This window comes from Cardinium endosymbiont of Dermatophagoides farinae, from assembly GCF_007559345.1.
Lineage (GTDB): Bacteria > Bacteroidota > Bacteroidia > Cytophagales > Amoebophilaceae > Cardinium.
The window spans coordinates 736,231-762,165 of the sequence record NZ_VMBH01000001.1 but is presented as its reverse complement, the minus strand read 5'-3'; the positions used below and the strand labels follow the sequence as shown (position 1 = coordinate 762,165).

The window sequence follows — 25,935 nt, the reverse complement described above, 5'->3', positions numbered from 1 at the left end:
AAAAACTGCTGATCACAAATAGGTTTTGCAAAAGGTTTATTGTATATGCTTTTACTTGATAAAAAGTAGCCAAAAAGCCAAGCCCTGTGTAAAAAGTTGCTATGGATAGGTAATGGTCATTTTATTTAAAAGTCAATAAAAAAGGCAGTATATATTATTTATTTTTCTTATAATTACTTTATATAAAGTCATTATCATGCAAAAAAATTCATTCCAAAGAGCTATTCTACATACTATTTTATATTTTACCCTGTTCTGTGCTATAGCAGCTGGTTGTGATTGGTGTAAAGGATCAGTCAATAAATCGATACATATAAACACACAACAAACACCTCCAGTAATATCAGGAGAAAATGTAACTTCAAAAGAGACTGATCCTGATGATCCTACTAAGGAGTCTTTAGATGCGGCTGGTAAAGATAAAAATAACGATAAAGGAGAAGATGATGAGGAAGGTCAAATTGATGAAGAAGATGTAAAAAAGAAGATAGAGGAATTAGTGGAAGAAGAAGAAACGGTAAAAAAGGAAAAAAAAGACCTAGAATCACAACTGAGGAATCCAAATACTGTCCAAGATAATCCCTATGGTCGTTGGTATTCTGTTCCGCCAAGCGCTCCTCCGTTTGAGCCTAATCCTAACCTTGATCCACCTCCTCCATACGATTTAGACCCGAGGAATAATATTCCAACCACCTCGTCTAATGTGTGCGAAAATTGTCGCAAATTTAATAACCATAAATTTGATAACGAAGATATCAATGATATATTTGAAAATCCATCAACTAAGTTGAAAATCGCAACATTGAGATTAAATCTAATCTATAAGACAAAAGAAAAGCTGCGATTTAATTGGAAAAAAAAGCGTATATGTTATTATAAAGACAAGCTAAAGAAATACGAAGACGAAAAAACAAAGTCAGAGGAGGAAAAAGAGGCCATACGTATGAATCCAGCATTATGTAATATGCACAAGATACAGAAGCTAGAAGATAATTTTATAGAGATGAATCGGATAAATCTTAAGATCCAACATATAGAGGGCATTATTTCGGACATAAGAAAGAAAAAAAATAATAAAGTAGATGCGTCTTCTAATAAACCAGCATCGCTCTATCTAGTTCAAGAATATGGATATCCAGAAGTAAATAATAATAAAGGAAACTTATATCCGCCTCTTCCTGACGATGACTATCGTTGAGATCCTATAAGAGTACGCAATAAGCCTAAAAGTTATAAACTGCCTCTTGCAACAGCGGCAGTGCTGCATCTCTTGCTGAAATAATTTGGGGCTTTCCATAATCTTCCCAAGGAATCGCTAAGGTAGGATCTTGAAAATGGATGCCCCGTTCTGCATCTGGGTAATGGTAGGCATCGCATTGATAGGCTACGATGGCTTTATCACTTAGAGCTATAAAGCCATGGGCAAACCCCTTAGGTACAAAAAGCTGATGGCGATTCTCTGAAGAAAGCAAAAAACCTTGCCACCTGCCAAAGCTATCCATTCCCTGACGCAAGTCTACTGCCACATCCCATATCACCCCCTCTACCACACGAACCAATTTGGATTGTGCATAAGGCGCCAATTGATGGTGTAGCCACGAACCGTTCCTTTTTTAGATAAAGACTGGTTTTCTTGTATAAAAGAAACATCTAAGCCTATTGCCTTATATTTTTCTTTATGGTACGTTTCAAAAAAATAACCCCTGCTGTCGTAGTATACAGTAGGCTTAAAGAGTAAAAGACCTGAAATATATTGTGCTGCTACTTGCATAACGTATTCGTAGTATTGAGTAAAAACGCGCCCTTGGAAAAAGCTGCGATTAGAAAGCCGTATCGCACTACTACCGGCAAAACAAGCAAAAAGTAAAATAAAAATGCCTTTATTAACAGCTGCTTTCCAGTCCCATCAGCATCAACTTAAGGGCTTAATAGAAACTTTGCAATAGTGCTATTTCTTTTGTCCACATGGCTGCACCATTAGGCGTTTCTAGATATTTAGGCACCATCCGAAGTTTGGGATGTTGCATCATAGCCTTAAAACAAGCCATTCCTATTGCCCCATCCCCTAGGTTGGCATGTCGGTCTTTTCTTGAACCAAACGGCATCATAGAGTCATTGACATGTAGCGCATAAAGATGGTTTAGCCCCACGATTGATTCAAACTGGGTTAAGGTATCTTCCCATCCATCGAGCGTACGAATGTCATACCCTGCTGCAAAGATATGGCAGGTATCTATACAAACCCCAATAGGAACTACCCCTTTGATCCGCTCGATAATATAGGTCAACTGTTCAAAGGAATGGCCAACTGTAGAGCCTTGGCCTGCGGTTGTTTCCATCAGCAAACGTAGAGTCGTTTCTTGTTGAAAAAGCGGCTCAAGCGCAGATAAGCTTGCTATAATTCGGTCTAAACAAGCGGCTATACTGTCACCCGTTGCAGCACCTGGGTGAAAGTTTAAATAACTAATTTTTAAAGCCAAACAACGGGTTACTTCTTCCACAAAAGCAGCACGACTTTTGGTTAATAAGGCCTCTTTGTTAGAACCAAGATTGATCAGATAACTGGCATGGCTCATCACCTGTCTTATAGCAGTAGCCTCTAGCGTATCGTACCATTTGTCTAATATTGCTTTGCTTAATGGCCTACCTAGCCATTGGCGCTGATTGCTGGTAAAAAGCTGTATCGTAGTCGCACCTATTGCTGCACCATGGAGTAACGCATTGTGCAGCCCCTCTTGCGTAGAAGTATGGGCACCAATCAGTGGCCTGTTTGCATCTATTGCTGACGGTATCTCCATATAGGTTTTAGTTTTGTGATAGCTAAGCATAACAAATAAAGATACAGTATTTATAGCTACCCAAACTATTTATGGTAGGAAAAATCTATACACAAGCTTAGATTTGTTAGTGGATTGATAGAGAAGCTGCGCAAAGGGGTAAAAAATAATAGATATGTAATAATATTGCACTAAATAGTAATTCTTCTAACTATTATTTTCTTTTTTCTTATTGTTAATAACCTTTAATGCCTGGTTTGCTGCTTGTTCTAATGCTACGCCTATCTCTGGACCTAAATATTTATTGGCTATTTGCACATCTATAGCTAAAGTTTCTTGTGCCATATGCTGAACTTCTGTTTTATGGATGTAACTTGCTGCATACCGTAGGTCATATAGCCGTTCGGCCAGCTTTATAAAATAAGACAGACAACTGTACATGCTCTTCCTTGATGGCTTGCTTCAATCTATTCTGCACATAAAGCAACGAATGGTGTTCTAAGTCTTGGCGTTTATCTATACCTATCACATTTAATACAAAGGCATAGACACCTAAATTATAATGCGCTTTGATATAAGAAAGAGGCAAGCAGGTATGTCGAACCAATCCGTAGAGTAAAGAAGCATAAAACCACTTTATGAGAGTGAAAAACCCAATCTACTACCAATTTAGCAATCCCTACAGCGCGCACATAAAACAATTGATTAGAAGCATGCCGCCTAAATCCAAAATGTTTCCTCAATAATAAAAGCAATCTAGCAATCTCCTTTACATCAATAGGATCCTCTTGACATAAAGATTTACAGGCATAGTCATGAAACTGCATTAATTCCATCATAGAATCGGCTTGTTCCTTAGGTGTAACAGTCTGTTCTAAGGTTAAGGAATCTATCGGTAGGACTGCCGTCATCTTACTAAATATTTGAGTAACATCATTAGGAAGTACCAATAATATAGCTTCTTTCATAGTAGCACTAGAAGATTCTAAATAGCCATAGTGTGCCTCAACAATAGTGGACATAGTTTGCATCTGAAGATCTATTGATGGAGGAGCTTCTTGTTCCCATTGATTGGAGGTAATATTTAGTACATCAATATAATACGTCTTCACTTTGAGCATCAAATCAGAAGAAGTGGCAGCTTGGCTTACAACCAAAGCAGTAGCTGGAAAATCCATATAGGTAGGACAACTGTTATCAATAGGAACCGATTGTGTAAATTTTAAAGAAGTAGGATGCAATTGTATACGTACAACTGGTGCACTAGATTGCTCTATTTTACCAACCAGAAGAACAGACTGAACCAATAAATAAACTACTTGATGGATATCACACACAATGTGTGCACACAGTCCTCCATTAGCTATATGTGATTTTTCTACTAACAGCTTAGGTGGATCAACTACCTCTTGAGCCAAAGCAACCTCTACTTCTCTTCTATTGAAATAGGATATCCAATCATAAAACTTATTAATAATGCTTTGAAAATCTTTCTTATAAAGAGTTGTATTTTCATCTAAAAATGAGATAGATTCTTCAATTTTATGAACTACTTGGTTTAAAATAGCACCATAGCATTGGACCTTATTAACTGTAATAGATGGAATACCAGTTGCATCATAGAGAGATGATTTTAGTTGTTGATTTTCCCTAACTTTTTCTTGATTTTCAAAATAAAGAATCTTAATTCTACGGTTATTTTGTTCGACTTTAAAACAAATAATAATGATAAACATTAATATAGTCGCTATAAAAAGTGGAAATAGTGAAGATAACACTGTAGCAGGCAATCCAACATAAACCGGATAAATAGAAAGCACGATTGCAGCTGCCACAACCCCTGTGCCTATATAAATGGGTAATACCAATAATATTACGGTACAATGGGTCAAAAATAAGGATGCGGTAAAGATCGGGTCTACCATATGATACTAGTGCCAAATCAAATTTTTAGGAAGATAAACCGCTAACAACGCTAACCAACATAGGCCAACAAACCATTTAGGAATGTCTCTTATTTTTTTGGAGATATCATATAAAAATGGATAACCTATACAACAAGCCGATATAAATAGTTGCAATATAAGGTATAAACTATGATTCGTAATACATACTGTAAAATAAGCTAATAAACCAGTGATTGTGGTATACACTCCAACATGTACCATCGTACTATGTCTAGGAATTAGCTTAGCTAAAGCATTTTTTTTATTTGTCCAAGAATTTTTAATCTTTTCTTTTCGTTCTACCTTTTTACGGGCATTTTCTTGTTGAATTTGCTTAAGCGTATCATCTGGACCAACCCAACCTGCGCTTTTTGGTTGTTTAAATAGATAATGGGAAGCCATCATAGCTAGTCCATTAGCCAACATGCAAATGAAAGAACCATCCATCCCTGTTGCAGGATCAACCCATTTATTCCAAGCTATAATAGTTAATATACCTGTAGACATACCGATTAAAGCAGTACGAGAAGTACCTCGAAATCCGTAAATGGCTAATATAAAAGGAGCAGCCGTCATGGGTATACTACAAGCGAGTGCCCAACGCAGTAATTTGAACAAATCTTTACACTTAAAGGCTAGCAGCATAGCAAATAGGCCCACTACTATCGTAGTTCGCTTAGCTATTTTGAGCTGACTATCATCAGCTATCTCTTCTTCATTTTGTATGGTTCCCACGATATCATGGCTAACCATAACAGAACAAGCATTCAAACAAGAATCAGCTGTAGACATTGCCATGGCAAGTAAGCTAATGGCAAGAAATCCTCTAAAAATAGGTGGAATATGAGCGATTATATAAGGCCAAATTTCTGTTTTCGGCAAATTCGGAGCACATACAAAAACAAATAACCCAACTAGAGTGACAAAAGATATTATAATTAACTTAAAAAGAAATGCATATGCAAAAACTTTTTGGGCCTGATTAGGTCCAGAGGACATATAAACCCTCTGGATCAGTCCAGGGCCGATGGGTATTAGCAAGGATAGAAGAAGTAGTAACATACCCACTGAATGGGTATTAAAATGGAATAAGGTGCTAAATTGAAATTTATCTTGGTTCTATATCATAGGAATGACTTCTGAAGCCGTTTTGTTTGTTTTTACAAACATAAACCAAGCGAGAAATGGAATAATAATGGAAAAAGTTATAAATTGCAGTACATCCGTAAAAGCAACAGAACGAATACCACCGAAAGTAGAATAGAAAATAAGCAACAAGGTGGAAAAAGCAGTTATTAAAAACGGGTCAGTCAATCCTAAACACATACCAATGGACTGAGATATTATATTAATTTGCATAGTAACCCCAATGATGCAATTGCATGCATCAACTAATGCAGTTATAATTCTTGGATACCTTCCATAGATACTTCCAACTGTCTCTGCCATAGATAAGTGTTGCATAAATGAAGCCGCAAGGTTAACCTACTCATCATCCAGAAACCTAATGGAGTTAAAATACAAATCACCACCCACTATAAGTCAATGTTATGTACACACTCTACAGTACGTACTAGCGCTCCTCCTCCATAATTAGTAGCCAATAAAGTAGCTACCAAAGTAGCCGTAGAAAATTTTTTATTCCCTATCGCATATTCCCGAAATATAGTTTCTTTTCTACTAAAGTAGATACCTACTAACAACGTTAGTACTAAAAAAGCCCCAACCATAAATAAAGAGATATTCAAGAAGACCATAAAGAAAACAATTAATGAAGGTTAATAAATAATATTTATAGCATTAGCACTACTTTATATCGTAATAATTTTTCCTATAAGCCCAAAAAATAATTTACACACTTAAGTGGACAGAGCCACTATAGTAGATGCCAGTGGCCAAGGTAAGTAGTAAAAAGACTACTACCATCAGAAAAGGAAGATTAGATATAAAGGGCATCATTGTTATACGTTTTGTATATTGTATACTTGGATACGATACGGAATAGGAATTTGCATCTATTGAAACGTCAATTTATAACTTATCATAATATAGTGAATAATAATAAAAAGTATATTAATAAAGTTTAACGACCCTATCCAATTCAATACCCCCCTATATAACTTAATCAGAAAGCCAGTAGTAATTATATATATATTTGATTTTCAGTACTTTAAATAGAAAGGGAAGGGTTCTATATACATACGTCTCTCATTTATCTAGTTATTTTGCATACTTGTGGAATAAGTTTAGGAGATTGTTGTAGGATTGCTTTTGCCAAGATAGAGCCAAGATAAGCGTGGTACATTAAACCACGAGATCCTAATCCTGGAAAACACCAAGTTTTGTTATCTAATTGATCAATAATTGGGTGAGCGGAAACTAGAGAACGGTAGACTCTAATGCCAGACTTGTAGCCTAGCACTGGAATATCGCTTTTAAACCATGGATCTACCTGAGATCGAATAAGTTTTGTAGCCTCATCTAGGGTAAGATCTATTAAGTCTGTTCTCGAGGTTGTACCCATATAACATATGTTGCTTTGATCCGTTAAGCTTAAATAGCCATCACCAATAAGCCCATAAGTCAGTCGTTTTTCACAAATTAATACCTCTCCTCTTTTTAGTACTAAATTTAATACAGGATATAATTCAGCAAGATTAGCACCACAAGCTAAAATGACCTTATCAAAATAAGCACTATCACTTAATCTAAAATTTTGTAACACTAACTCAGCACCATAATGATTACATAAATGCCAAATTCCTTTTAAGTAAAAAGCTGTATAAACATTTAGTCCATTTGGAATAAATAGAGCTGGCCTGTATACTCCTGTTTGACTATAGGTATGCTCTGGATCCTATAAGGACACATCATTTTGTGTTTTGGCTATATTAAAAAAAGCTTGCTGATCTTCTGGGTGTATGGCGCAACGAACAATGTCATTTATTTTATAGGTTGCTTGCTCTATAGCCTGTGCTGCTGCATCTAATAATTGTATGGTGGCTGCTATACCTGGTTGGGCACACCAGTTAAGCTGTGCAAGAGATCCTGTATATGGATGCAATAAGCCTGCAGCAGATCCTGAGGCTCCTGCCCCTATACCGTCCTTTTCAAGGAATTGTATTTTTAAATTACGGTCTATAGCTAAAAGATGATAACAAGTGGCAAGCCCTGCAAGCCCCCTCCTACAATAGCTATACGCACCCCTAATAATTATTACATGATGACTAACTATATGAATACACTTGCTCAATAGAATTGATGACTCGCCCATTATAATAAATTTTATTTACAAAAACCAACAGAAGATCTGAAAGAAAATTTTGGAAAACTTATACAAATATATTACCATTAACAATAGGTAAACAACTAACCTAACTGATGCTAGTATCTTAATTTTTTCTAATTAGTTCAATGTTAAAATTGAATATCAAAAAATTATTTCTTTTAACTATAGCTATAGCTTGCATATTCAGTAGTTGTCAGCAATATCATCCGATGTACATGCGTGCTAATTTGGGCAGGTTGAAAAAAGCAATCAAAATCAATAGTAGGTATAAACAACTAGATTCTAACCTTCCCAATTATATTGTAATACTAGTGCCTAGCCCCGGAGTGAATCTATCTGAAACTGATAGGGCTAAGAGTGAACTGAAAGAAAATTTTGGAAATAATGTTGAGATCATTCAAATAAAATGCCTAGAGAACTTAAAGTCAGAAGACCAAGTTGACGCATCACAGGTAGAAGAAATTTATGAAGAAATATTAGACACACTATCTGATAGATTTAAAAATAAAAACTTAGATAATTCTATAGAATGGCATATACTTTGCTACGGACAGCCTAGCTTAGTGACCAGTATTGCAAAACCAAGCTTTAAATTAAAATTCTCCAATTATGAATTATCCAATATTATAACCATTCCTAAAGTTCTATCTGTTATAGATACTGTTGGAAGTGAATGTGAAAAATACAAGAATGTAAACTATTTTAAATGCAAAGAAGATGGAAGTATACCGGATTATATAGATTTTTTAAAGAAAAAACAAAAATGATAGTGCTCGAAAAGGATGCTACAATCAGTTAAAGTAGATCTATAATCCTAACCAAATCGTCCGTAAGTATCACACAAACTCCTTCACCAACCTCAACAATAGTTTTGATCAGTGCACCTTTTATAATACATTTTAAAGTAAGCTAAGTATTAGTAGTAGTACTTTAAGCTTTAAAAGTTAAAATTACTATTATGAACAGTGTAATATTAAAAATATGCTCCTTATTTAAGCCATTCTATACTGTACTATTGGCCTTATTACATATAAGCTTTTCAAATTGCATCATATCAAGGTCGCATGCAGGGACATCTAACCAAGCATCAGATAGCGAAATAACAAGCCAAATTCCTGGTTTTTCAACTATTGCAGGTAATAGAACAGATTCATCAAATGGGAGCAATGTAGTGTTGGTATGTTTTGATGTTGATGGAACTATAGTACATGAACATGCGCATAACTTGCTATCGAAACAATTTTCGATTCCTGTAAGTAGTGATAACGGCCTTTGGGTTATATTCAAAAATAAAATACAATTAACTAATAATAGGCAATATTGCAAACAAGATATAAAAGATATAATACAAAAAACCACAAATTTATTCAATAACAGGCAACTTACATTGCGCGATCCTGAAAGGTTAAAGCATATCATTGACCGTTTATTAGCGCAAAAACATAAAATTGCCATTACTACTTTTAGCGGCTATCCCGATTCAATAAAAGTACTCCTAGAAAAATTGGGATTTAATAAAGATCAGATAAAAAATATACCTATAATAGGAGGTTTCCCTCAAGGAGGGGTCTATGATCCGAATTGCAAAATGGAGCATATAAAAAAAGCTATGGAGTTAACTGGTATAGCACACCATTTTAATGTTGTACTAGTAGATGATAATGAGGATAATATTGGCGTAGCAAAACAAAATTGTGTTATAGGTGTACATGTAGACCATAACTTTTCTTGGCTTAAAGTGGAAAAAGAAGTAGATCATTACGTCAATTCATTCGATTGGAGTAGTAATGTACTAGGTGTTTAGTCTCCAAGCTATTTATGGTAGGAAAAATCTATACACAAGCTTAGATTTGTTAGTGGATTCATAACAAATTTGTAATTTGTAGCCTGGTCTATTTAGACCATCTATTTAACTATTATTTAAACTTAAAAGCGCATGAACATAGAAAAGATATCATTAGGAGATGATTTCCCAAATGAGCTCCATGTCATCATTGAAATTCCGATGCATCATGATCCTGTAAAATATGAAATGGATAAATCCTCTGGTACGCTATTTGTAGATAGATTCATGCCAACCGCCATGTATTATCCTTGTAATTATGGATTTGTGCCCCATACCGCTTCTGGAGATGGCGACCCTACTGATGTATTAGTGGTAGCCACTCATCCTATTATATCCGGTGCGGTTATTAAAGCCAGGCCTATTGGCGTATTATTGATGGAAGATGAATCCGGTTTTGACGAAAAAATTATTGCATTGCCTATCAAAAAAGTAGCACCTGAATTTGCCCATATTGCCCATATTGAACAATTAAATACCCTCTTACAAGGACGTATTATACACTTTTTTAGCCATTATAAGGACTTAGATACCGCAAAATGGGTTAAAGTGAAGGGATTTGAAGGGAAAGAAAAAGCCATCGAACTGTTAAGAGAAGCTGCGCAAAGGGGTAGGAAATAATAGACCGGAGTGGTCCTAATCAAATAGACCCCTTTCAAAACCTATTTGTGGTAGAAATAGCGTTTTGAAAGGAGTCTAATCTACTTTTGAGAAATTATGAACCAAATAGACGACCCTGCAAGTGGCGCTAATGGTCCAGATTGTAAAGCATCTGCCATAGTTCCTATGGAGGAGATGTATGAGCAATGGTTTTTAGAATATGCTTCTTATGTGATTTTAGAGCGTGCTGTACCTGCCATAGAAGATGGCCTGAAGCCTGTACAGCGTCGGATTCTCCATGCCATGCAGCTCATTGATGATGGCCGTTACAATAAAGTAGCCAATATTGTAGGCCAAACGATGCAATACCATCCCCATGGAGATGCATCCATTACAGAAGCCATTGTAGCCATAGGGCAAAAAGAATTGTTAATAGATACACAGGGGAATTGGGGCGACCTAAGAACCGGGGATAGCGCCGCTGCGGCCCGTTATATAGAAGCCCGTCTGGCTCCATTCGGAAAGGAAATTTTATATAGTCCAAAGATTACAACCTGGCAGCTTTCTTACGATGGCAGAAAAAAAGAGCCCCGTACCTTACCCGTTAAATTTCCACTATTGCTTGCCCAAGGAGTAGAAGGCATTGCAGTAGGGCTGGCTACTAAAATTTTACCCCATAATTTTATAGAGCTGGTAGAAGCCGCTATAGATCTGCTCAAGGGTAAGCCCGTTCAGCTATTTCCAGATTTTCCCACCGGTGGACTAGCAGATTGTACCCATTACAACGAAGGCAAAAGAGGCGGAAAAGTTCGGGTACGTGCACGTATAGTAATACAAGACCAGCAAACATTGGTTATAACGGAAATACCTTATGGAACCACTACGACTAGTTTAATTGATTCTATCCTAAAAGTACATGAAAAAGGAAAGATAAAAATTAAAAACGTGGTAGATAACACGGCAGAAAACATTGCAATCCTTATTCATTTACTCCCTGGTCAGCTACCAGAAACCGTTATAGACGCACTCTATCTTTTCACAGACTGTGAAGTAAGTTATGCGCCCAATGCTTGTGTGATTCAGGACGAAAAACCCGTTTTTGTAACGGTTCAGGAGCTTTTATCTTATGCAGTGGCGCATACGACTGCTTTGTTGGAACAAGAGTTGCTTTTAGAGCAGCAGGCATTAAAAGAGCAGTTGTTTTTTGCCAATTTGGAGAAAATATTTATTGAAAACCGTATCTATAGGGAGATAGAAGGATGTAAAACCTGGGATGATTTACTGATGACCATAGCAGACCACCTGAAGCCTTATGATTTTTATCGTCCTATTGCAACAGAAGATTTGGTCCGTTTAACAGAGATTAAAATCAAACGCATCTCACAATATGATAGCCTTCGTGCGCAGGAAACATTAACCCAGCTTCAAACCCATTTAGCCCGTACCACACATCATTTGGCCCATCTAAAAGATTATACCATAGCTTGGTATAGTGGTTTGCTTCAGAAATATGGAAAAGGCCGAGCAAGAAAAACCATTTTAACCAGCTTTGATCCTATTGAGCTGCATGATGTAATGGTTAAGCAGTACAAGCTTTATGTAAACCGTAAACAAGGCTTTATAGGTTATGGCCTTAAAGGAGAAGAATGCGTTGAAGCTTGCTCAGATATAGATGATGTCCTTGTAATAGGTAAAGATGGCAAATATATCATCACCAAAATAGCAGATAAACTCTTTGTAGGCAAAGATATTATATATGTCTCAGTTTATGACAAAAAAGATACTAGGCGTTGTTATAATCTCATTTATGTAGATGGCGCCACTGGTATTGCCTTTGTCAAACAGTTTCAAATATTGGGTATTACACGTGATAAACGCTATGATCTAACCTTAGGCACACCAGGTTCTAGAGTCGTTTATTTAAGTGCGCATTCCAGTGGCGCTGCAGAAACTGTTACCATTTTACTTTCTCCTATCAGTAGGACAGCAAAAAAGAAATTTGAATTTAACTTTGCCAATTTAGCCATAAAAGGACGTACGGCTAAAGGCAACATCCTAACCAAACATGCCATTTATAAGGTGCAACGAAAAAGTCAAGACCGTTCTACATTAGCTAAAATAGAGCTCTGGTATGATCCTACTACAGGCCAAATGGCGCCTCAGGGAAGCGGGCAGTTGCTCGGTGTTTTTGGCCCAACCGATAAAATACTTGTAGTTTTTAAGGAAGGTTACTATCTGGTAGCTGCTTTTCCCTTTCAAATAGCCGCTGATCCCATTGCCCTTATAGAGCCATTAAGAGCTACCCATTTGCTTTCAGTTGTCTACTACAACTGTGTAGCACAAAACTATTTTGTGAAACGTTTTATAGTAGATGCCCAGATTTTAGATCAGCGATATAATCTATTCCTATCAGAATCAGATAATTGTATTTTACAACTGGTTACTTCTTCTGCAACACCTACATTACAATTGCACTATTTAGCAGGTCCTACTGGTAACGATAAGCGATCGATTATCTATGATTTAGAAAAAGTTGTTATTAAAACTATTAAAGCTAAAGGGACCTTACTCTCTAAATACAAGATTACAGCAGTAGATTTATGGCATGCATAATTTTTATTTCTGGTAAGGATATCTTAAATTTCCTGAGTTTTAATATTGTGGTATAGTGCTTATTATATTACCCGTTGTGCTAAAAGTGGATTCTTAAGCACTTACGCCTAAATATTTGTAGGATTAATTTTAATAATTTTATATATAAAATGAGAAAGACGATACAGAAAATTACAGGGATTATTGCGTTATCAGCAAGTTTGGTAAATTATACGCCAGCTTTCGCTTCAGAAGAAGCTCCGGCTGATGATAAAGCATGCGATTGGCATATCGGTGTAAAAGCACATAGCAAATCTGCTATAAAAACTGTTACAGAGCGTTTCTCTATGGGTTTAGACTTTGCGATTGGCCCATTTGTAGAATGGAAACCCCTCGACCAGATAGGGATCCAAACTGGCTTGATGTATGTTTATAACGACTTGCTTACAGGGGGGTAATATCGGTGGCCACCTAGTCGATGGTTGGTCTGGTAAACTTAAGGAACGCAATAAAAGTGATGCAGCATCTATAGATGTAGATAACGTTAATTTTCATGCCATTAGTATTCCAGTTTCTATTCGGTTCTATCCAGGAAATGATCGGCAGTTTGCGTTACATATGGGGGCGCTTTATGATCCCTTTATCTAAAGCAAAACGTATTTCCTATGATTCCATGTCTATTGGTAGTGATAAGGAGCACACCTTTTCTACGTATTTCGATGAGATAATGAAGTTTGCTAAGGATAAACAAAATAAATCAGAGAAGCAATTGGCTGATGACCTTGAAATTAAATCTCATTTCACTTTGGATTTTGGGTTTGACTATACTACCAAATTTGGACTTATAGTAGGTATCAATGGATTAGGCATCACGCTAGGTTATGACTGTGCCAAATACTTGTTGAAATGATCGTCTAGCATCACGCTTTTTCATTAATTTAAAAGCGTGATGAAAACTAAAGCCTATAATTACAAAGCTCTATACAAGGTCATAGATATGTGAGCGAGATAACCCAGTAAGCATAATAATACCGTCTATAGGATAACCCTTTAAAAGCATAGACTTAGCTATAGAACGGGCTTTCTCCATTTCTCCCTCTAGTTTCCCTTTCTCTTCCCCTACTTGGATACCTTCTTCCCTATATTTTTGTGCTATAGTTCTCATAATATCTTCTTTATCTTCTTTATCTTCTTTGGATAGATGCCCCCTAATAATATTTTCTAAATCTGGATACTTATCTTCAGGTAACTTGCTGTCACTATACCATAGAAAGCTCCTTATATAAATATAATCTTTTTCCTTATCTAGTAGTATACAAGACTTAAAGTTTTCTAAAAATTCCTTCCATAATTTAAGCGTATCACGCACATGAATATATTTCATAAAATATTCCAACATCCCCAGATGCGCCTTCTGCTTGATCTCATCATCTGGCATAGCATACAAATCTACGAGCTGATAATCTCCTCCCAAAGGAATCTTTCTCTTACTTTTTGCTTGATCAAAAAGTAAGCAAAAAATCAAGCGCTGATGGAAAAAGTTCCTGAAAGTCCAGCTTACAGATGGAAAAACAGGAACCGCCCGCTATGCGGGCTTGAAAGGAATCTGTTTTTCCTAATCATCTGTAAGCTGCACTTTCTGACCGAAACTTTTTCCAAGGGCGCGTTTTTTTCTTAACATCGCCACATTAAAACCTTAGCGTGCTAGTGGCCGCCGGTAAAGGAATTTGGCACTTTCAGGAAAACTGTAATCGTTAAAACGAGCTGTTTTGCAGCGGATCAGAAAATCAGCATGTCTGAGCCCGCACAGCGGGCGAGTTCTGATTTTCCCGCTGCAAAACAGCTCGTTTTATTTGTTTTTCTGCGTGCCAAATTCATTTATCGAAGGCCATAAGCAAAGAGGGATACCAACCATCTATGCTTTTACTGCGCGCCAAATTCATTTATCAAAAGCTATAGCACTATCCGGCTATTTTCAATAGGCTTCTTGCTGTTTGTAAGGCAGCGGGTATGCCTGCGGGGTTATTGCCTTTAGCGGTTGCAAATAAAGGTTGCCCGCCTCCTTTGCCGCCAATAAGGGGGCAAGGGATTGCATCAGCTGATGGGCATCGTGGGATGGCTTTAATGGATCTGATATGCATACCACCAGATGGGCTTGTTGTTCAAAGGTAGCGGCTAGTACAATAGCTATTTTCTGATATTGAGCCTTATAGTGGAATGCAATCTGCTTTAATGCATCGGGATGGGGCAGTTGCAAGGCTTGAATCAATAGGTAGACCGCACCGACTTGTTCCAATTGTAGTTGCTGGATGACTTGTTGTATGGCTTGGGCTTGATAAGCGGTTACCTGTTTTTGTAGCTGTTTTTTTTCATGGATCAGCCTTTCTACGGCCTGGACGAGCGCTTTGGGGTGTTTGAGTAGCCCAGCGACTTGATCTAACATAGTAGCTTGTTGGGAAACAAAATGGTGGGCACTGCTAGCGGTTAGGGCTTCTATTCTGCGTACACCGGTGCCTACAGCGCTTTCATAGATGATCTTAAAAAAACCAATTTGCCCTGTAGTGGATAGATGGGTCCCTCCACAAAGCTCTATAGAATAGGCTGGATCAAAGGCAATCACGCGTACTGCTGCGCCATATTTTTCACCAAATAGCGCTTGTGCACCCATCCCTTTGGCGGTTTCAATGGGCACGGCACGTTGTTCCAAACAGGGAATATCTGCGCGAATCTTTTCATTTACAATTGTTTCTACCGCTTCTATTTGTTCTTTAGACAGTTTAGTAGGATGGGCAAAGTCAAACCGCAATAGGGCTGGGGTTACCAAAGAACCTTTTTGCACCACATGACTCCCGAGTACCGCTTTTAAAACAGCCTGTAACAAATGGGTAGCGGTATGGTTGCCAGCCGCTAAGCGGCGTTGAACCGGATCGACACAGGCTTCCACAGGCGCTTCCAGCTGAGCAGGCAGCCGGCTGACGGTATGGACGATTAATCCATGTTCTTTTTGTACGTCTAGCACGGGAATAGATTGTTGATCAGTAGCGCGCGAAAGCGGTCTAATAACGCCCACATCGGCTACCTGCCCCCTCCTTCTGGGTAAAAGGGCGTTTCGGCTAATACAAATTGATAGAAAGTTCCTTGTTTATTGGTAATGGTGCGCCATTGTACAATAGAAGTGGTGGCTACCAGTTGATCATAGCCTACAAACTGGGGCTGAACGGTAGATTGGACCACTTGCCAATCCCCTTGCGAGGTAGCGGCATCTTTTTGGGAGCGTTTTTTTTGTGCTTGAAGGGCTTCTTGGAAACCGGCTTCATCTATAGTCAGCCCTTTCTCCTTGGCCATTAGTAGGGTAAGGTCTAAAGGGAAGCCATAGGTATCATAGAGTTCAAAGGCTACCTGGCCCGCTATAACCCCTTGATGGATTTTACTTGGATCCAAGTGGTTAAAAAGGTGCAATCCAGTAGCCAATATTTTTAAAAAAGCAGTTTCTTCTGCGCAAATCAGTTGTTCAATATAGGCTTGCTGAGCAGTTAGATTGGGGTATACCCCTTCCATTTGTGCCACCAAAACAGATACCAACTGGTAGATAAAAGGGGTTTGTATGGACAAATAGCTATACCCATAGCGAATGGCCCTACGCAAAATACGGCGGATCACATAACCCGCTTTGGCATGGCCAGGAGCCTCTCCATCGGCAATGGCAAAGGCTACGGCACGGAGGTGGTCTGCAATGACGCGCATGGCTATTCCAACCGATCCATTAGACCTCTTTCGAAACTCGATTTCTAATGGCAATTTTGGTGTCGAAGCTTGTCTACGTTCTTCACATACATCTGAGTATGCTGCGGTGCTCGACTGCGCTTCTCCTAAAAATTCCTCATCACAAATCGCTTTCGAAAGAGGTCTTCCAATGTAGCTTTTACCAGAAATCTCCTCTATTTTTGCTATCAATGGGGTAAAAATATCGGTATCATAGTTGGATCTTTTGCCCTGCAATACCATTGCCAGTCGCTCAAGGCCCATACCGGTATCGATGTGTTTATGGGGCAGGTCTACGAGTTTTCCAGAAGCTTGCCGGTTGTATTGCATAAAGACCAGGTTCCAAATCTCTATAACCTGAGGGTGGCCTTTATTGACCAATTCGGAAGCTGGAAGTATATTTCTATGATTTTCAGGTCTAATATCCAAATGGATTTCAGAACAGGGCCCACAGGGTCCTTGTTCGCCCATTTCCCAAAAATTGTCTTGTTTACCAAAGGCAAGGATATGCGATGCAGGGAGGTATTTGGCCCAGATTGCAGCGGCTTCGTTATCTCTAGGCAAGCCATCTTGCGGGTCTCCGGCAAATATGGTTACATGGATGTCTTCTTTAGAAAGGTGGTATACTTCGGTTAGGAGTTCCCATGCCCAGGCGATGGCTTCTTCTTTAAAATAGTCCCCAAAGGACCAGTTACCTAGCATCTCAAAGAGAGTATGGTGGTAGGTATCTACCCCTACTTCTTCAAGGTCATTGTGTTTACCGGAGACCCGCAAACAGGGTTGTACGGTAACGACACGGGAATCGGTAATGGGTTGGTTGCCTAGAATCATATCCTTAAAGGGATTCATACCGGCATTTACAAAAAGCAAGGAAGGATCGTCTTTATTAACAATAGGCACACCGGGTTGATGCCTGTGACCTTTTTGTATAAAAAATTGAAGAAACTTTTCTCTGATAAGTTTGGATTGCATAGTTTGGATTGCTTACTTGTAATAAATACAAAAAGTAGATATTTACTTAAAAAAAGTAGCCCCACATACCTTCAGCTGATTATTATCGGAGTATAGGCAGCTATTTTTGTGACATACATGCAATGACCTAGGTGCAATATCTAGAGAATCTTAAGTAAAAAGATAAAATAGCCCATTTTTTCATCAAAATAGTATATAGGCACTCTTACCCTTATTCAAATCTAATTTTTATTTGCTTTATATTATATGTTTAGAAAAAAAAGACTGAATATCAGGGAAATTTATTCAATGCAAAACATAACGTAAATAGAATCGAAACACAAATAAGTAGATTAAGATAAGTAAATTAAAATGATTAGCAGTTGAAATTATATAAGGAATCCAGATCTACTTTTAGCTAGCTATAAAAAAAATAAAAACAGGGACTAGCTTGCAGCAGCCCCTATTTAAAAAACTCAGCTCAAAAATAAGAAGTGAGACTAAATATCTGGAGATAGCTTCTTATCTTTATTCTTATTTATATATTCGGACTTTAGTTGATTGAATTGAGTAATATGAGCACTTCTTAAAGACACATCAGGAAAATAGGTGCTGTAGTTTTCTAGACTTAATGATTCCTTATCATTAAGAAAGGAAGATACCTTAGCACGCATAGCACTTCTTATATCTTTAAAATCAGCTTCTGCTGCTTTAATAACATCAGCGATTTTAAATGCCTTGTTTGTTACATCACTAATTGTTTTATATGTAATATGTGCATCGCCATGCTTTTCAGACAATGCATTACCCATTTCTCGTATAAACCGCATAATGTGTTCAGTTACAGGTGTACCAAAAAACAGATTACCCTCCCTATAAACAACCGCTTTTTCTACTTGGCTTTTTATTGTACCTTCAACAGACTCTATAAGCTTTTTTGCTGAGCCTTCAGAATCAGAAGTGATTACAAATTCTTTGGTAGCAGGTTGTATGAAGGGTTTTCCTTTATCAAGAAGAGACTTCAGAATCTCAATAGCAATCTTTTGATTAATCGTCGCATCTGAAACATCAATATTGGCATCAGTTATATGGATCATACACTTGTTAAATGCTGTATTAGGATCCGATGAATCATAGCCCAGTATTCTTGCTAAGTTAACAAATAATCGACCAGCTATGCTACCACCACCGATAGGGTCAAAGCCATCTTTACTAAATTCTTCATAGTTGGATATAGGCTTCCCTTCTTCATTAGCTTGTTTTTTCTCGCCAACACTTTTTGAATCACCTATATTTTTAAGAATATCATTTTGTATTTCAAGTCGATCAGGAATAAAAATTAAATTCTCTAGCCCAGTCTGAGCATCCGTTATGTGATGGCCTAGCATTGTAGCAAATTTAGCAGTATCTTGATCGTTCTTAGCAAGGTTTAATACAGATTGAAATGCATCATTACTTGATTGAATCTTAAAGAAATACGGTGAAGCTTCAGTTTTATCATCAAAATAAAAACGCATAAAATCGACTGATTTGTTATCACCCTTAAACAGGGTATTTAGGAGCTGACCATTTGTAATTTCAACTCCAAAAGGAGCATCGTTACGATCCCCGCCAGAAGTTGCTACTGCGTCTTTCACAAATTTATGAGTTATTTTTTCGCTTACTGGGAATGCCTCAATTTCGGGCATTGGAGCAAGACCCATTACATTGGCCGAGGAAGGTATCGGTGCCCCCTTTGAGTTATATTTTTTAGACTTTCAGCATCTTCAGAGATAAAGTCTGCTTTATTTACCTTACCCATAACCCACACTTTTATGATTTTTTTAGTAGATTTATCGGACTGACCAACCTTCAAGGATAATAAGCCAGGCATACCGAACTGTTTAGTAGTAGGCTTGTCTAGTGGTTTTCCATCTTTATCCACTTTTTTATCTTTACCACTCAAAAACCTAGCTAACCTATCTTCACCAAGCCATTTACATTCTTTTGAATCAAAAAATTTATTTTTTTCTGTAAAAATTGATTTAGATCCGACAACAGTTTGATTATAGTATCCAGTAAATTCATCTAGGAGATTTTTTATTTGCTCCTCTGGGGCACCCTTATCAATCAAATCCTGGAACTTTTTCCAAGTAATATGAAAATTATTCCATATACCAGCAATAGCATTAAGAGCAACACCCCAAGCATATTTATGCGGCTCGCCGCTCATAGAACCTCCAGTACGAAATTTAATGTTCGGCAAACTAGCAAAAGTCTTCTCTAAAGAAGAAGGATAAATTTTTGCAGATGAAGCACTTATGAAACTTTTACATAGTGATTCAAGGTTGCCTGATGCTGCAGGACCGGAAAATTCAGCCTCATCAAAAACTTCTGGCCCTTTATCCATGCGATCCAACATTAAAACATTGCTAGTCAAGTACTTGAAGATATCCTTAACTACATCTACGAAGTCTTTATCAAGCGACTTGCTACCATCCTCTTTACCCTTCTTATCATCCACAGGAAGAGGATTCTGATTTTGATTCGACTCATTTGCAGCCTTACTATCCTTTGTACAGCTCTCACAACCACCAAAAGGCGACAACATCCCAGCCAAGAGCAGGCTGGATAAAGAAGGAACTTTATCTCTAATTTTTTTATAAATCATCTTTACTTAATTTTATTGATTGTTAATTACTTCATTAAGAAGTTAACTGCTTTAAACGCTAAGCAATTACTAACTATTAGTACTACTTTTTTTTTTATAATAATGGGCTTTTACACAAAAATAATATATATCCAAACACCATCCAAATGGACCACCCTAACCACACCTAATCTTATGCACCTACTAGCGCCTTTAATAGCAAGCCCTGCTACACAAATTTGCTACAATGATAATATAAAAAAAAATAACATGCAACTATTTTCTATATTTTTTCTTTTAAATACTGAGCGGTATAATTTTCTTTTTGCTCCACCAACGCTTCTGGAGTACCCGTAAAGACGACTTTACCGCCTTGCTGGCCGCCATCTGGGCCTAAATCAATCAGCCAATCTGCACTTTTTATCACATCGATATGGTGCTCAATAACCACAACGCTATGGCCTTGATCGATTAAACCATTTATGGCTTGTAACCACCGGGCAACATCATGCATATGAAGCCCGGTAGTGGGCTCATCAAATATAAACAATATAGGGTAATCTGCTAACTCTTTTTCCAAATAATAAGCAAGCTTCAGCCGCTGCCCTTCCCCGCCGCTTAATGAACTGGAAGATTGCCCCAATGGTATATAACCCAAACCAACCTGCTGTAAGACCTTTAACTTATGGAGAATAGCGCGCGTTCGAAATGCTATTTCTAATGGCAATTTTGGTGTCGAATCTTGTCTACGCTCCTCACATACATCTGTGTATGCTGCGGTGCTCGACTGCGCTTCTCCTAAAGATTCCTCATCACCAATCGCTTGCGGTTCAACAGCAACCTGGTCGGCAAAGAAAACAAATGCTTCGTCTACGGTCATGCCAAGTACTTGGCTGATGTTTTTGCCGCAATAGGTTACATCGGCTATCTCAGGCTTAAAACGGCTGCCCTTACAGCGCCCACAGGGGAGGTAGATATCTGCCATAAACTGCATCTCTATCTTGCACTGCCCCTCGCCACGACAGGCAGGACATTGACCTTTCTCTGAGTTAAAGGAAAAGTGACCAGCCTGATAGCGGCGGGAACGGGCTAGATCGGTTTGGGCAAAGAGATCTCGAATGGGATCGTAAATGCCTAAATAGGTAGCCGGATTGGAACGGGAGGATTTACCAAGCGGATGTTGGTGCACGAGCTCTACGGCTTGAATGGCAGCTAAGTCGCCGCTTAATAGGGTATCTACACCAGCAGAAGGGTTGGCAAGGTATTGAACCAAAGCGGGATATAAAACTTCTTTGATTAAAGTAGACTTACCTGATCCACTGACGCCGGTAACAACAGTTAATACATTTAAAGGAATGGTAACGGAAACTTGTTTAAGGTTATGGAGGCTAGCCTCTTTAATAAACAAACGATTGCGCCAAGGACGCCTCCGGTTGGGCAGGGGAATGGCCGCGCAACCATTAAGATAGCGCGCGGTATGGGTAGTGGCTTGTTGCAAGGCTTGAAAAGTGCCTTGAAAGACCAACCTGCCACCGCCAGCGCCTGCTTCAGGGCCTATCTCAATAAGGGAGTCAGCAGCACGCATAACAAGCTCTTCATGCTCTACGACAATAACGGTATTGCCTTGGTTGTTTAAATCTAAAAGCAACTGAACCAACCGATCGGTATCACGGGGATGAAGCCCAATAGTAGGCTCATCTAAAATATAAATGGTGCCAAAAAGGGGACTCCCTAATGCAGTGGCCAACTTAATCCGCTGGTGCTCGCCGCCAGATAGCGTAGCAATGGGCCTGCTAAGGGTTAAATAGCCTAACCCAACTTGGGCTAGGTAACGCAGCCTGTTTTTGATTTCTACTACTACTCTTTGGGCAATAGCAGCTTCACGGTCGGTAAGGGATAACCGGTCAAAAAAAGCAACCAAGTCGTGAATGGGCATCAACAATAGGTCAACTATAGAGTGGTTATCGATTTTAACATAATGGGCATCTGGACGCATACGGCTGCCGCGACAAGCGATACAAGTGGTCTTGCTGCGATAACGGGATAGCAAGACACGGTAGTGTATTTTATCGGTTTGGGTGGCGCAAAAGTCAAAAAAGCGATCAATGCCGATAAAATCCCGATTGCCGCGCCATAAAAACTGTTGCTGGTCAAAGGTCAAACTGCTATAGGGGGTATAAATGGGAAAACCAAGGGTTTGATGTGCGGCCAAAAGTGGCGCCAGCCACTTAGACATAGCAGGGCCATTCCAAGGGGCAATGGCGCCTTCTACTAGGGAAAGGGCTGGGTTGGGTATGACTTTATTGGGGTCTATACCCATCAACTGCCCTAGGCCTGAACAGGATTTACACGCGCCATAGGGGGTGTTGAAGTTAAAAAAGGAAACGGTCGGAAAGACAAATGAGATGCCATCTAGCTCAAATCGATCTGAAAAAGATTGCTGGCCTACCCCAACGAGCTCTACAACGGCATGGCCCTCAAAAAAGGCTACTTGAACGGAATCTGCTATCCTATATTGGTTGTTTTGGTCGCTTTTTTTAACGATAATGCGGTCTACTAAGCCATAAATCGGTTGGTCTAGTGACAGCACCTTCTCACCAGCTAATAGCTCCTCTATATAAAAAAGAAGACCGCCCTGCATGACTCTGGTAAACCCTTTGCCTTGCTCAACCCTTAACTTCTCTAATAAAGTAGCTTGATCGGCTACTGTTATAGGATAGAGGATCAATGCTTTGGTACCATCTGGTTGTTGTTGAATGTAATCCACTACATCGGAGACGCTATCTTTTTTAACTTTTTGTCCACTGATGGGAGAATAGGTTGTACCGATACGGGCATAGAGCAGGTGGAGATAGTCACAAAGCTCTGTAAGGGTACCTACTGTAGAACGGGGGTTTTTACCCGAAACATTTTGTTGAATGGCAATAGCTGGAGAAAGGCCTTGAATGGCATCGACCAAAGGCTTTTCCATTTTACCTAGAAACTGCCGCGCATAGGCGCTGACGCTCTCTATATACATGCGCTGGGCTTCTACAAAAAGGGTATCCAATACCAAAGAAGATTTGCCAGAACCGGATAAGCCCGTAACAACGACCAACTGGTTACGTGGAATGGCTAAACTGATATTTTTAAGGTTGTGCATTTTAGCACCCCTTATAATAATAAAATCTTTTGGACTAAGCTGGTCTAATAAATCAAGATGCATGAATATGTACTACTTTTTGAGTGCATCCCTTATCTCCATTAAAAGTTTTTCAGTGGGCGTAGGGGCCTGTTCTTTTTCTTCCACTTTTTCTTCGAACTTCTGTAATTTATGAATGATGCGTATTAAGAAAAATGTAGCCAAGTTAATGACCATAAAGTTTAGCACAGCAGCAAGAAAACGGCCAAGCTTAATACCAGGACCAATGACGATGGCTTCCCAACCTTGATCGATTACCAATAGTGGATTGACCATAGGCATAAACAAATCTTCTACTGCAGAGGTAACAATCTTACCAAATGCAGCACCCATAATAATCCCTACAGATAAATCTACGACGTTGCCTCTAATGGCAAATTTTTTAAATTCTTGTATAAAGCTCATGACACAATTGCAATTTAAAGGATTATTTGTACGATGGAATATAATGGTATTAAAGGATAGATACAATTATAAAATATAGATCGTTAACGTGCCTTCCCTGCTTATGGCCGCCGATAAAGGCCTTTGGCACACAGAAAGGATAATGAAAAGATTTGTTTTTCAGTAGACCCCTTTTGAAACCTATTGCTAAATGGCAATTTTGGTGTCGAAGCTTGTCTACGCTCCTCAAATACACCTAAGTATTCTGCGGTGCTCGACTGCGCTTCTCCTAAAAACTGCTGATCACAAATAGGTTTCAAAAGAAGTCTAGTGGGAAAATCAGAACGCGCCGCGCTACTCGGGCTCAGACAGGCTGATTTTCTGATCCGCTGAAAAACAAATCGTTAGATAATTTCCCCTTTTCTGAAAGCGCCGCATTCCTTTATCGGAGGCCACAATACTCGCATCGTTAGACAATTTCCTCTTTTCTGAAAGTACCGCATTCCTTTACCGGCGGCCACAATACTCGTATCGTTAGACAATTTCCTCTTTTCTGAAAGCACCGCATTCCTTTACTCGCGGCCACAATACTCGTATCGACTGAGCCATATAGCACAAGATAAGATAAAACTTCCTTAAGCCCTTCTAAGAAACTACAGTCAAATACAATTTCTTGCTTAGGTATAGTCCACATCTGTGGGTGGAGGCTAAATAAATATCAACTGATTACGCATATTCTTTTTCCAGCAATGCAAGATAAGGCTGAAAGCGATAGACTTTATTTCGTTTATAAAGGGTCTGTTCTGCTAAGATACCTAATGCCACAAATGGCTTGAATATATTGCTAATGGTATTATAGGCTTTACCTGTAGCTTGGCTGACTTCCACAATGGTGGTAATGGGCTGTATAAACAAAAAGTTTAAAACAATAGTTGCTATTTCTCTTGTTTTTAGCAAGCTGTTATCCTGTTGAATAATATTTTTCAGGCTGATTTCCAGACATTCTATCTCTTTGGCCCTTGTATAGCCATCTCTAGCGCTATCTCTTATCGCTTTTAAGTAAAAAGCAATCCATCCTTCAAAATCACCGGCTGTTCGAACCCGATCAAGCTTTTGGTAATAATCAAAATGATACTTTTTAAAAAAATAGGAAGGATAAAGAATGGGTACACGCAAAAGACCAGACTCGATTAACATCAATACAATCAATAATCTACCGATTCGTCCATTTCCATCTAAAAAAGGGTGAATCATTTCAAATTGCACATGGACCAGACCTGCTTTAATAAGCACGGGTAGGCCATCTGCCTCGTGGATGTATTGTTCTAATGCAGCCATAAGATGGGGCACTTCTGAGGCCATCGGTGGAATGAGATTACCTACTTGTACCGCTTGCTTCCGGTAGCAACCTGGAGCGGCTTTATCTCCCTCCCCATTGGAGAGGAGTAGCGCATGTGCAGCTAAGATCACCCGAGATGCCAGTGGGAATCCTTCTGCTGTCAGCATGGTTAAAGCTTGATCCAACGCTTTGGTATAGTTTAGTACCAACTGAACATTTTTAGCTGGCTTAGATAGGCTTAAAGGATGGGTCAACACATCTATAAAGGTAGTATGAATCCCTTCAATCGAAGAAGACAAAAGTGCCTCTTTGATGACATAGGCTTTTATAAAGCGATTGATATCAGGCAGACGCTGGCTCATCTCATTGAGCTGCCCTAATGAAAAACTAGCCTCTCCATATAATGCCATTATATCCACATCAAATGCAAACGGCGGATCTTTAGGTGGTAGTGCATAAGGCATAAAATAATCGATGCCACCCAATGATTGGTAAATACCTATTGTACGCATGACTGCTACTTCGTTAACTACTTTTAGACAATAGACTTCTTTTCAAAACGTGCTTATGCCCTGGAATTTGTAGGAGAGACGGCGCGGAAACTTACCAGCTAGCAGTAACGTTTCGATAGAAGTCTAATAA

The 25,935-nt window shown here is 38.7% G+C and carries 22 protein-coding genes and 3 pseudogenes; 8 read left to right on the top strand and 17 right to left on the bottom strand.

Features of this window, described 5'->3' with window-relative positions; translation table 11 throughout:
* Positions 1 to 196 precede the first annotated feature (196 nt).
* Positions 197 to 1,198, top strand: coding sequence for a hypothetical protein (locus tag FPG78_RS03505; protein WP_144086635.1), 1,002 nt, complete (start codon positions 197 to 199; stop codon positions 1,196 to 1,198).
* 25 nt (positions 1,199 to 1,223) lie between these two features.
* Here FPG78_RS03505 and rfbC read toward each other — a convergent pair.
* The 9 genes and pseudogenes from rfbC to FPG78_RS03480 form a co-directional block, all read right to left on the bottom strand.
* Positions 1,224 to 1,771: pseudogene (gene rfbC / locus FPG78_RS03500) on the bottom strand (dTDP-4-dehydrorhamnose 3,5-epimerase).
* A 154-nt stretch (positions 1,772 to 1,925) separates the two neighbouring features.
* Positions 1,926 to 2,798 carry a deoxyribonuclease IV gene (locus FPG78_RS03495; RefSeq protein WP_144086634.1) on the bottom strand — a complete coding sequence of 291 codons (873 nt, stop codon included), beginning with the start codon at positions 2,796 to 2,798 and terminating at the stop codon, positions 1,926 to 1,928.
* A gap of 186 nt (positions 2,799 to 2,984) precedes the next feature.
* Entirely contained in the window at positions 2,985 to 3,218 is a 234-nt protein-coding gene (locus FPG78_RS07695) for an HD domain-containing protein (protein ID WP_223261990.1), read from the bottom strand.
* Between the two features lie 116 nt (positions 3,219 to 3,334).
* A complete protein-coding gene (locus FPG78_RS07690) occupies positions 3,335 to 4,702 on the bottom strand; it encodes a hypothetical protein (protein WP_223261989.1) in 1,368 nt (455 codons plus the stop codon).
* A gap of 6 nt (positions 4,703 to 4,708) precedes the next feature.
* Positions 4,709 to 5,605: a sodium:solute symporter family transporter gene (locus FPG78_RS07685; protein WP_223261988.1), complete on the bottom strand. Its 897-nt coding sequence runs from the start codon at positions 5,603 to 5,605 to the stop codon at positions 4,709 to 4,711.
* Positions 5,606 to 5,842: 237 nt separating this feature from the next.
* On the bottom strand, positions 5,843 to 6,172 hold the full coding sequence (locus FPG78_RS07680) for an SLC5/6 family protein (protein WP_223261987.1): 330 nt from the start codon (positions 6,170 to 6,172) through the stop codon (positions 5,843 to 5,845).
* Positions 6,173 to 6,258: 86 nt separating this feature from the next.
* Positions 6,259 to 6,480 carry a hypothetical protein gene (locus FPG78_RS07675; RefSeq protein ID WP_223261986.1) on the bottom strand — a complete coding sequence of 74 codons (222 nt, stop codon included), beginning with the start codon at positions 6,478 to 6,480 and terminating at the stop codon, positions 6,259 to 6,261.
* Between the two features lie 455 nt (positions 6,481 to 6,935).
* Positions 6,936 to 7,535, bottom strand: a pseudogene (locus FPG78_RS03485) (FAD-dependent oxidoreductase); the annotation flags it as partial.
* Positions 7,536 to 7,580: 45 nt separating this feature from the next.
* Positions 7,581 to 7,976, bottom strand: coding sequence for an FAD-dependent oxidoreductase (locus tag FPG78_RS03480; RefSeq protein WP_223261985.1), 396 nt, complete (start codon positions 7,974 to 7,976; stop codon positions 7,581 to 7,583).
* Between the two features lie 251 nt (positions 7,977 to 8,227).
* On the opposite strand from FPG78_RS03480, the gene FPG78_RS03475 reads away from it, so the two are divergent.
* The 7 genes from FPG78_RS03475 (at position 8,228) to FPG78_RS03445 (ending at position 13,957) form a co-directional block, all read left to right on the top strand.
* Positions 8,228 to 8,779 (top strand): hypothetical protein, encoded by a 552-nt coding sequence (locus FPG78_RS03475; protein ID WP_144086631.1) that lies wholly within the window; start codon positions 8,228 to 8,230, stop codon positions 8,777 to 8,779.
* A gap of 191 nt (positions 8,780 to 8,970) precedes the next feature.
* Positions 8,971 to 9,816, top strand: coding sequence for a hypothetical protein (locus tag FPG78_RS03470; protein WP_144086630.1), 846 nt, complete (start codon positions 8,971 to 8,973; stop codon positions 9,814 to 9,816).
* Between the two features lie 132 nt (positions 9,817 to 9,948).
* Complete coding sequence (gene ppa, locus FPG78_RS03465; protein WP_144086629.1) at positions 9,949 to 10,476, top strand: inorganic diphosphatase; 528 nt, start codon at positions 9,949 to 9,951, stop codon at positions 10,474 to 10,476.
* Positions 10,477 to 10,572: 96 nt separating this feature from the next.
* The gene (locus tag FPG78_RS03460) at positions 10,573 to 13,068 is read left to right on the top strand and encodes a DNA gyrase/topoisomerase IV subunit A (RefSeq protein WP_144086628.1); all 2,496 of its coding nucleotides are present in this window, start codon (positions 10,573 to 10,575) and stop codon (positions 13,066 to 13,068) included.
* A gap of 149 nt (positions 13,069 to 13,217) precedes the next feature.
* Positions 13,218 to 13,505 carry a hypothetical protein gene (locus FPG78_RS03455; protein WP_144086627.1) on the top strand — a complete coding sequence of 96 codons (288 nt, stop codon included), beginning with the start codon at positions 13,218 to 13,220 and terminating at the stop codon, positions 13,503 to 13,505.
* Entirely contained in the window at positions 13,474 to 13,695 is a 222-nt protein-coding gene (locus tag FPG78_RS03450; RefSeq protein ID WP_144086626.1) for a hypothetical protein, read from the top strand. The genes FPG78_RS03455 and FPG78_RS03450 overlap by 32 nt, the downstream gene beginning before the upstream one ends.
* Positions 13,679 to 13,957, top strand: a complete 279-nt coding sequence (locus FPG78_RS03445; protein WP_144086625.1) for a hypothetical protein — start codon at positions 13,679 to 13,681, stop codon at positions 13,955 to 13,957. Before FPG78_RS03450 ends, FPG78_RS03445 begins: the two co-directional genes overlap by 17 nt.
* 69 nt (positions 13,958 to 14,026) lie before the next feature.
* On the opposite strand, the gene FPG78_RS03440 is transcribed toward FPG78_RS03445, so the two are convergent.
* The 8 genes and pseudogenes from FPG78_RS03440 to FPG78_RS03395 form a co-directional block, all read right to left on the bottom strand.
* Positions 14,027 to 14,572 (bottom strand): Rpn family recombination-promoting nuclease/putative transposase, encoded by a 546-nt coding sequence (locus tag FPG78_RS03440; protein WP_144086624.1) that lies wholly within the window; start codon positions 14,570 to 14,572, stop codon positions 14,027 to 14,029.
* Positions 14,573 to 15,008: 436 nt separating this feature from the next.
* Positions 15,009 to 17,781: pseudogene (alaS, locus tag FPG78_RS08560) on the bottom strand (alanine--tRNA ligase).
* Positions 17,782 to 18,260: 479 nt separating this feature from the next.
* Entirely contained in the window at positions 18,261 to 19,448 is a 1,188-nt protein-coding gene (locus FPG78_RS03425; RefSeq protein ID WP_144086621.1) for a hypothetical protein, read from the bottom strand.
* Positions 19,449 to 19,462: 14 nt separating this feature from the next.
* Positions 19,463 to 20,410, bottom strand: coding sequence for a hypothetical protein (locus FPG78_RS03420; protein WP_144086620.1), 948 nt, complete (start codon positions 20,408 to 20,410; stop codon positions 19,463 to 19,465).
* Between the two features lie 262 nt (positions 20,411 to 20,672).
* Positions 20,673 to 23,594, bottom strand: a complete 2,922-nt coding sequence (gene uvrA, locus FPG78_RS03410) for an excinuclease ABC subunit UvrA (protein WP_223261984.1) — start codon at positions 23,592 to 23,594, stop codon at positions 20,673 to 20,675.
* A gap of 9 nt (positions 23,595 to 23,603) precedes the next feature.
* Complete coding sequence (gene mscL / locus FPG78_RS03405) at positions 23,604 to 23,975, bottom strand: large conductance mechanosensitive channel protein MscL (protein WP_144086619.1); 372 nt, start codon at positions 23,973 to 23,975, stop codon at positions 23,604 to 23,606.
* A 101-nt stretch (positions 23,976 to 24,076) separates the two neighbouring features.
* Positions 24,077 to 24,274 (bottom strand): hypothetical protein, encoded by a 198-nt coding sequence (locus FPG78_RS03400; protein WP_144086618.1) that lies wholly within the window; start codon positions 24,272 to 24,274, stop codon positions 24,077 to 24,079.
* A gap of 406 nt (positions 24,275 to 24,680) precedes the next feature.
* Positions 24,681 to 25,805 (bottom strand): Fic family protein, encoded by a 1,125-nt coding sequence (locus tag FPG78_RS03395; protein WP_144086617.1) that lies wholly within the window; start codon positions 25,803 to 25,805, stop codon positions 24,681 to 24,683.
* Positions 25,806 to 25,935 lie beyond the last annotated feature (130 nt).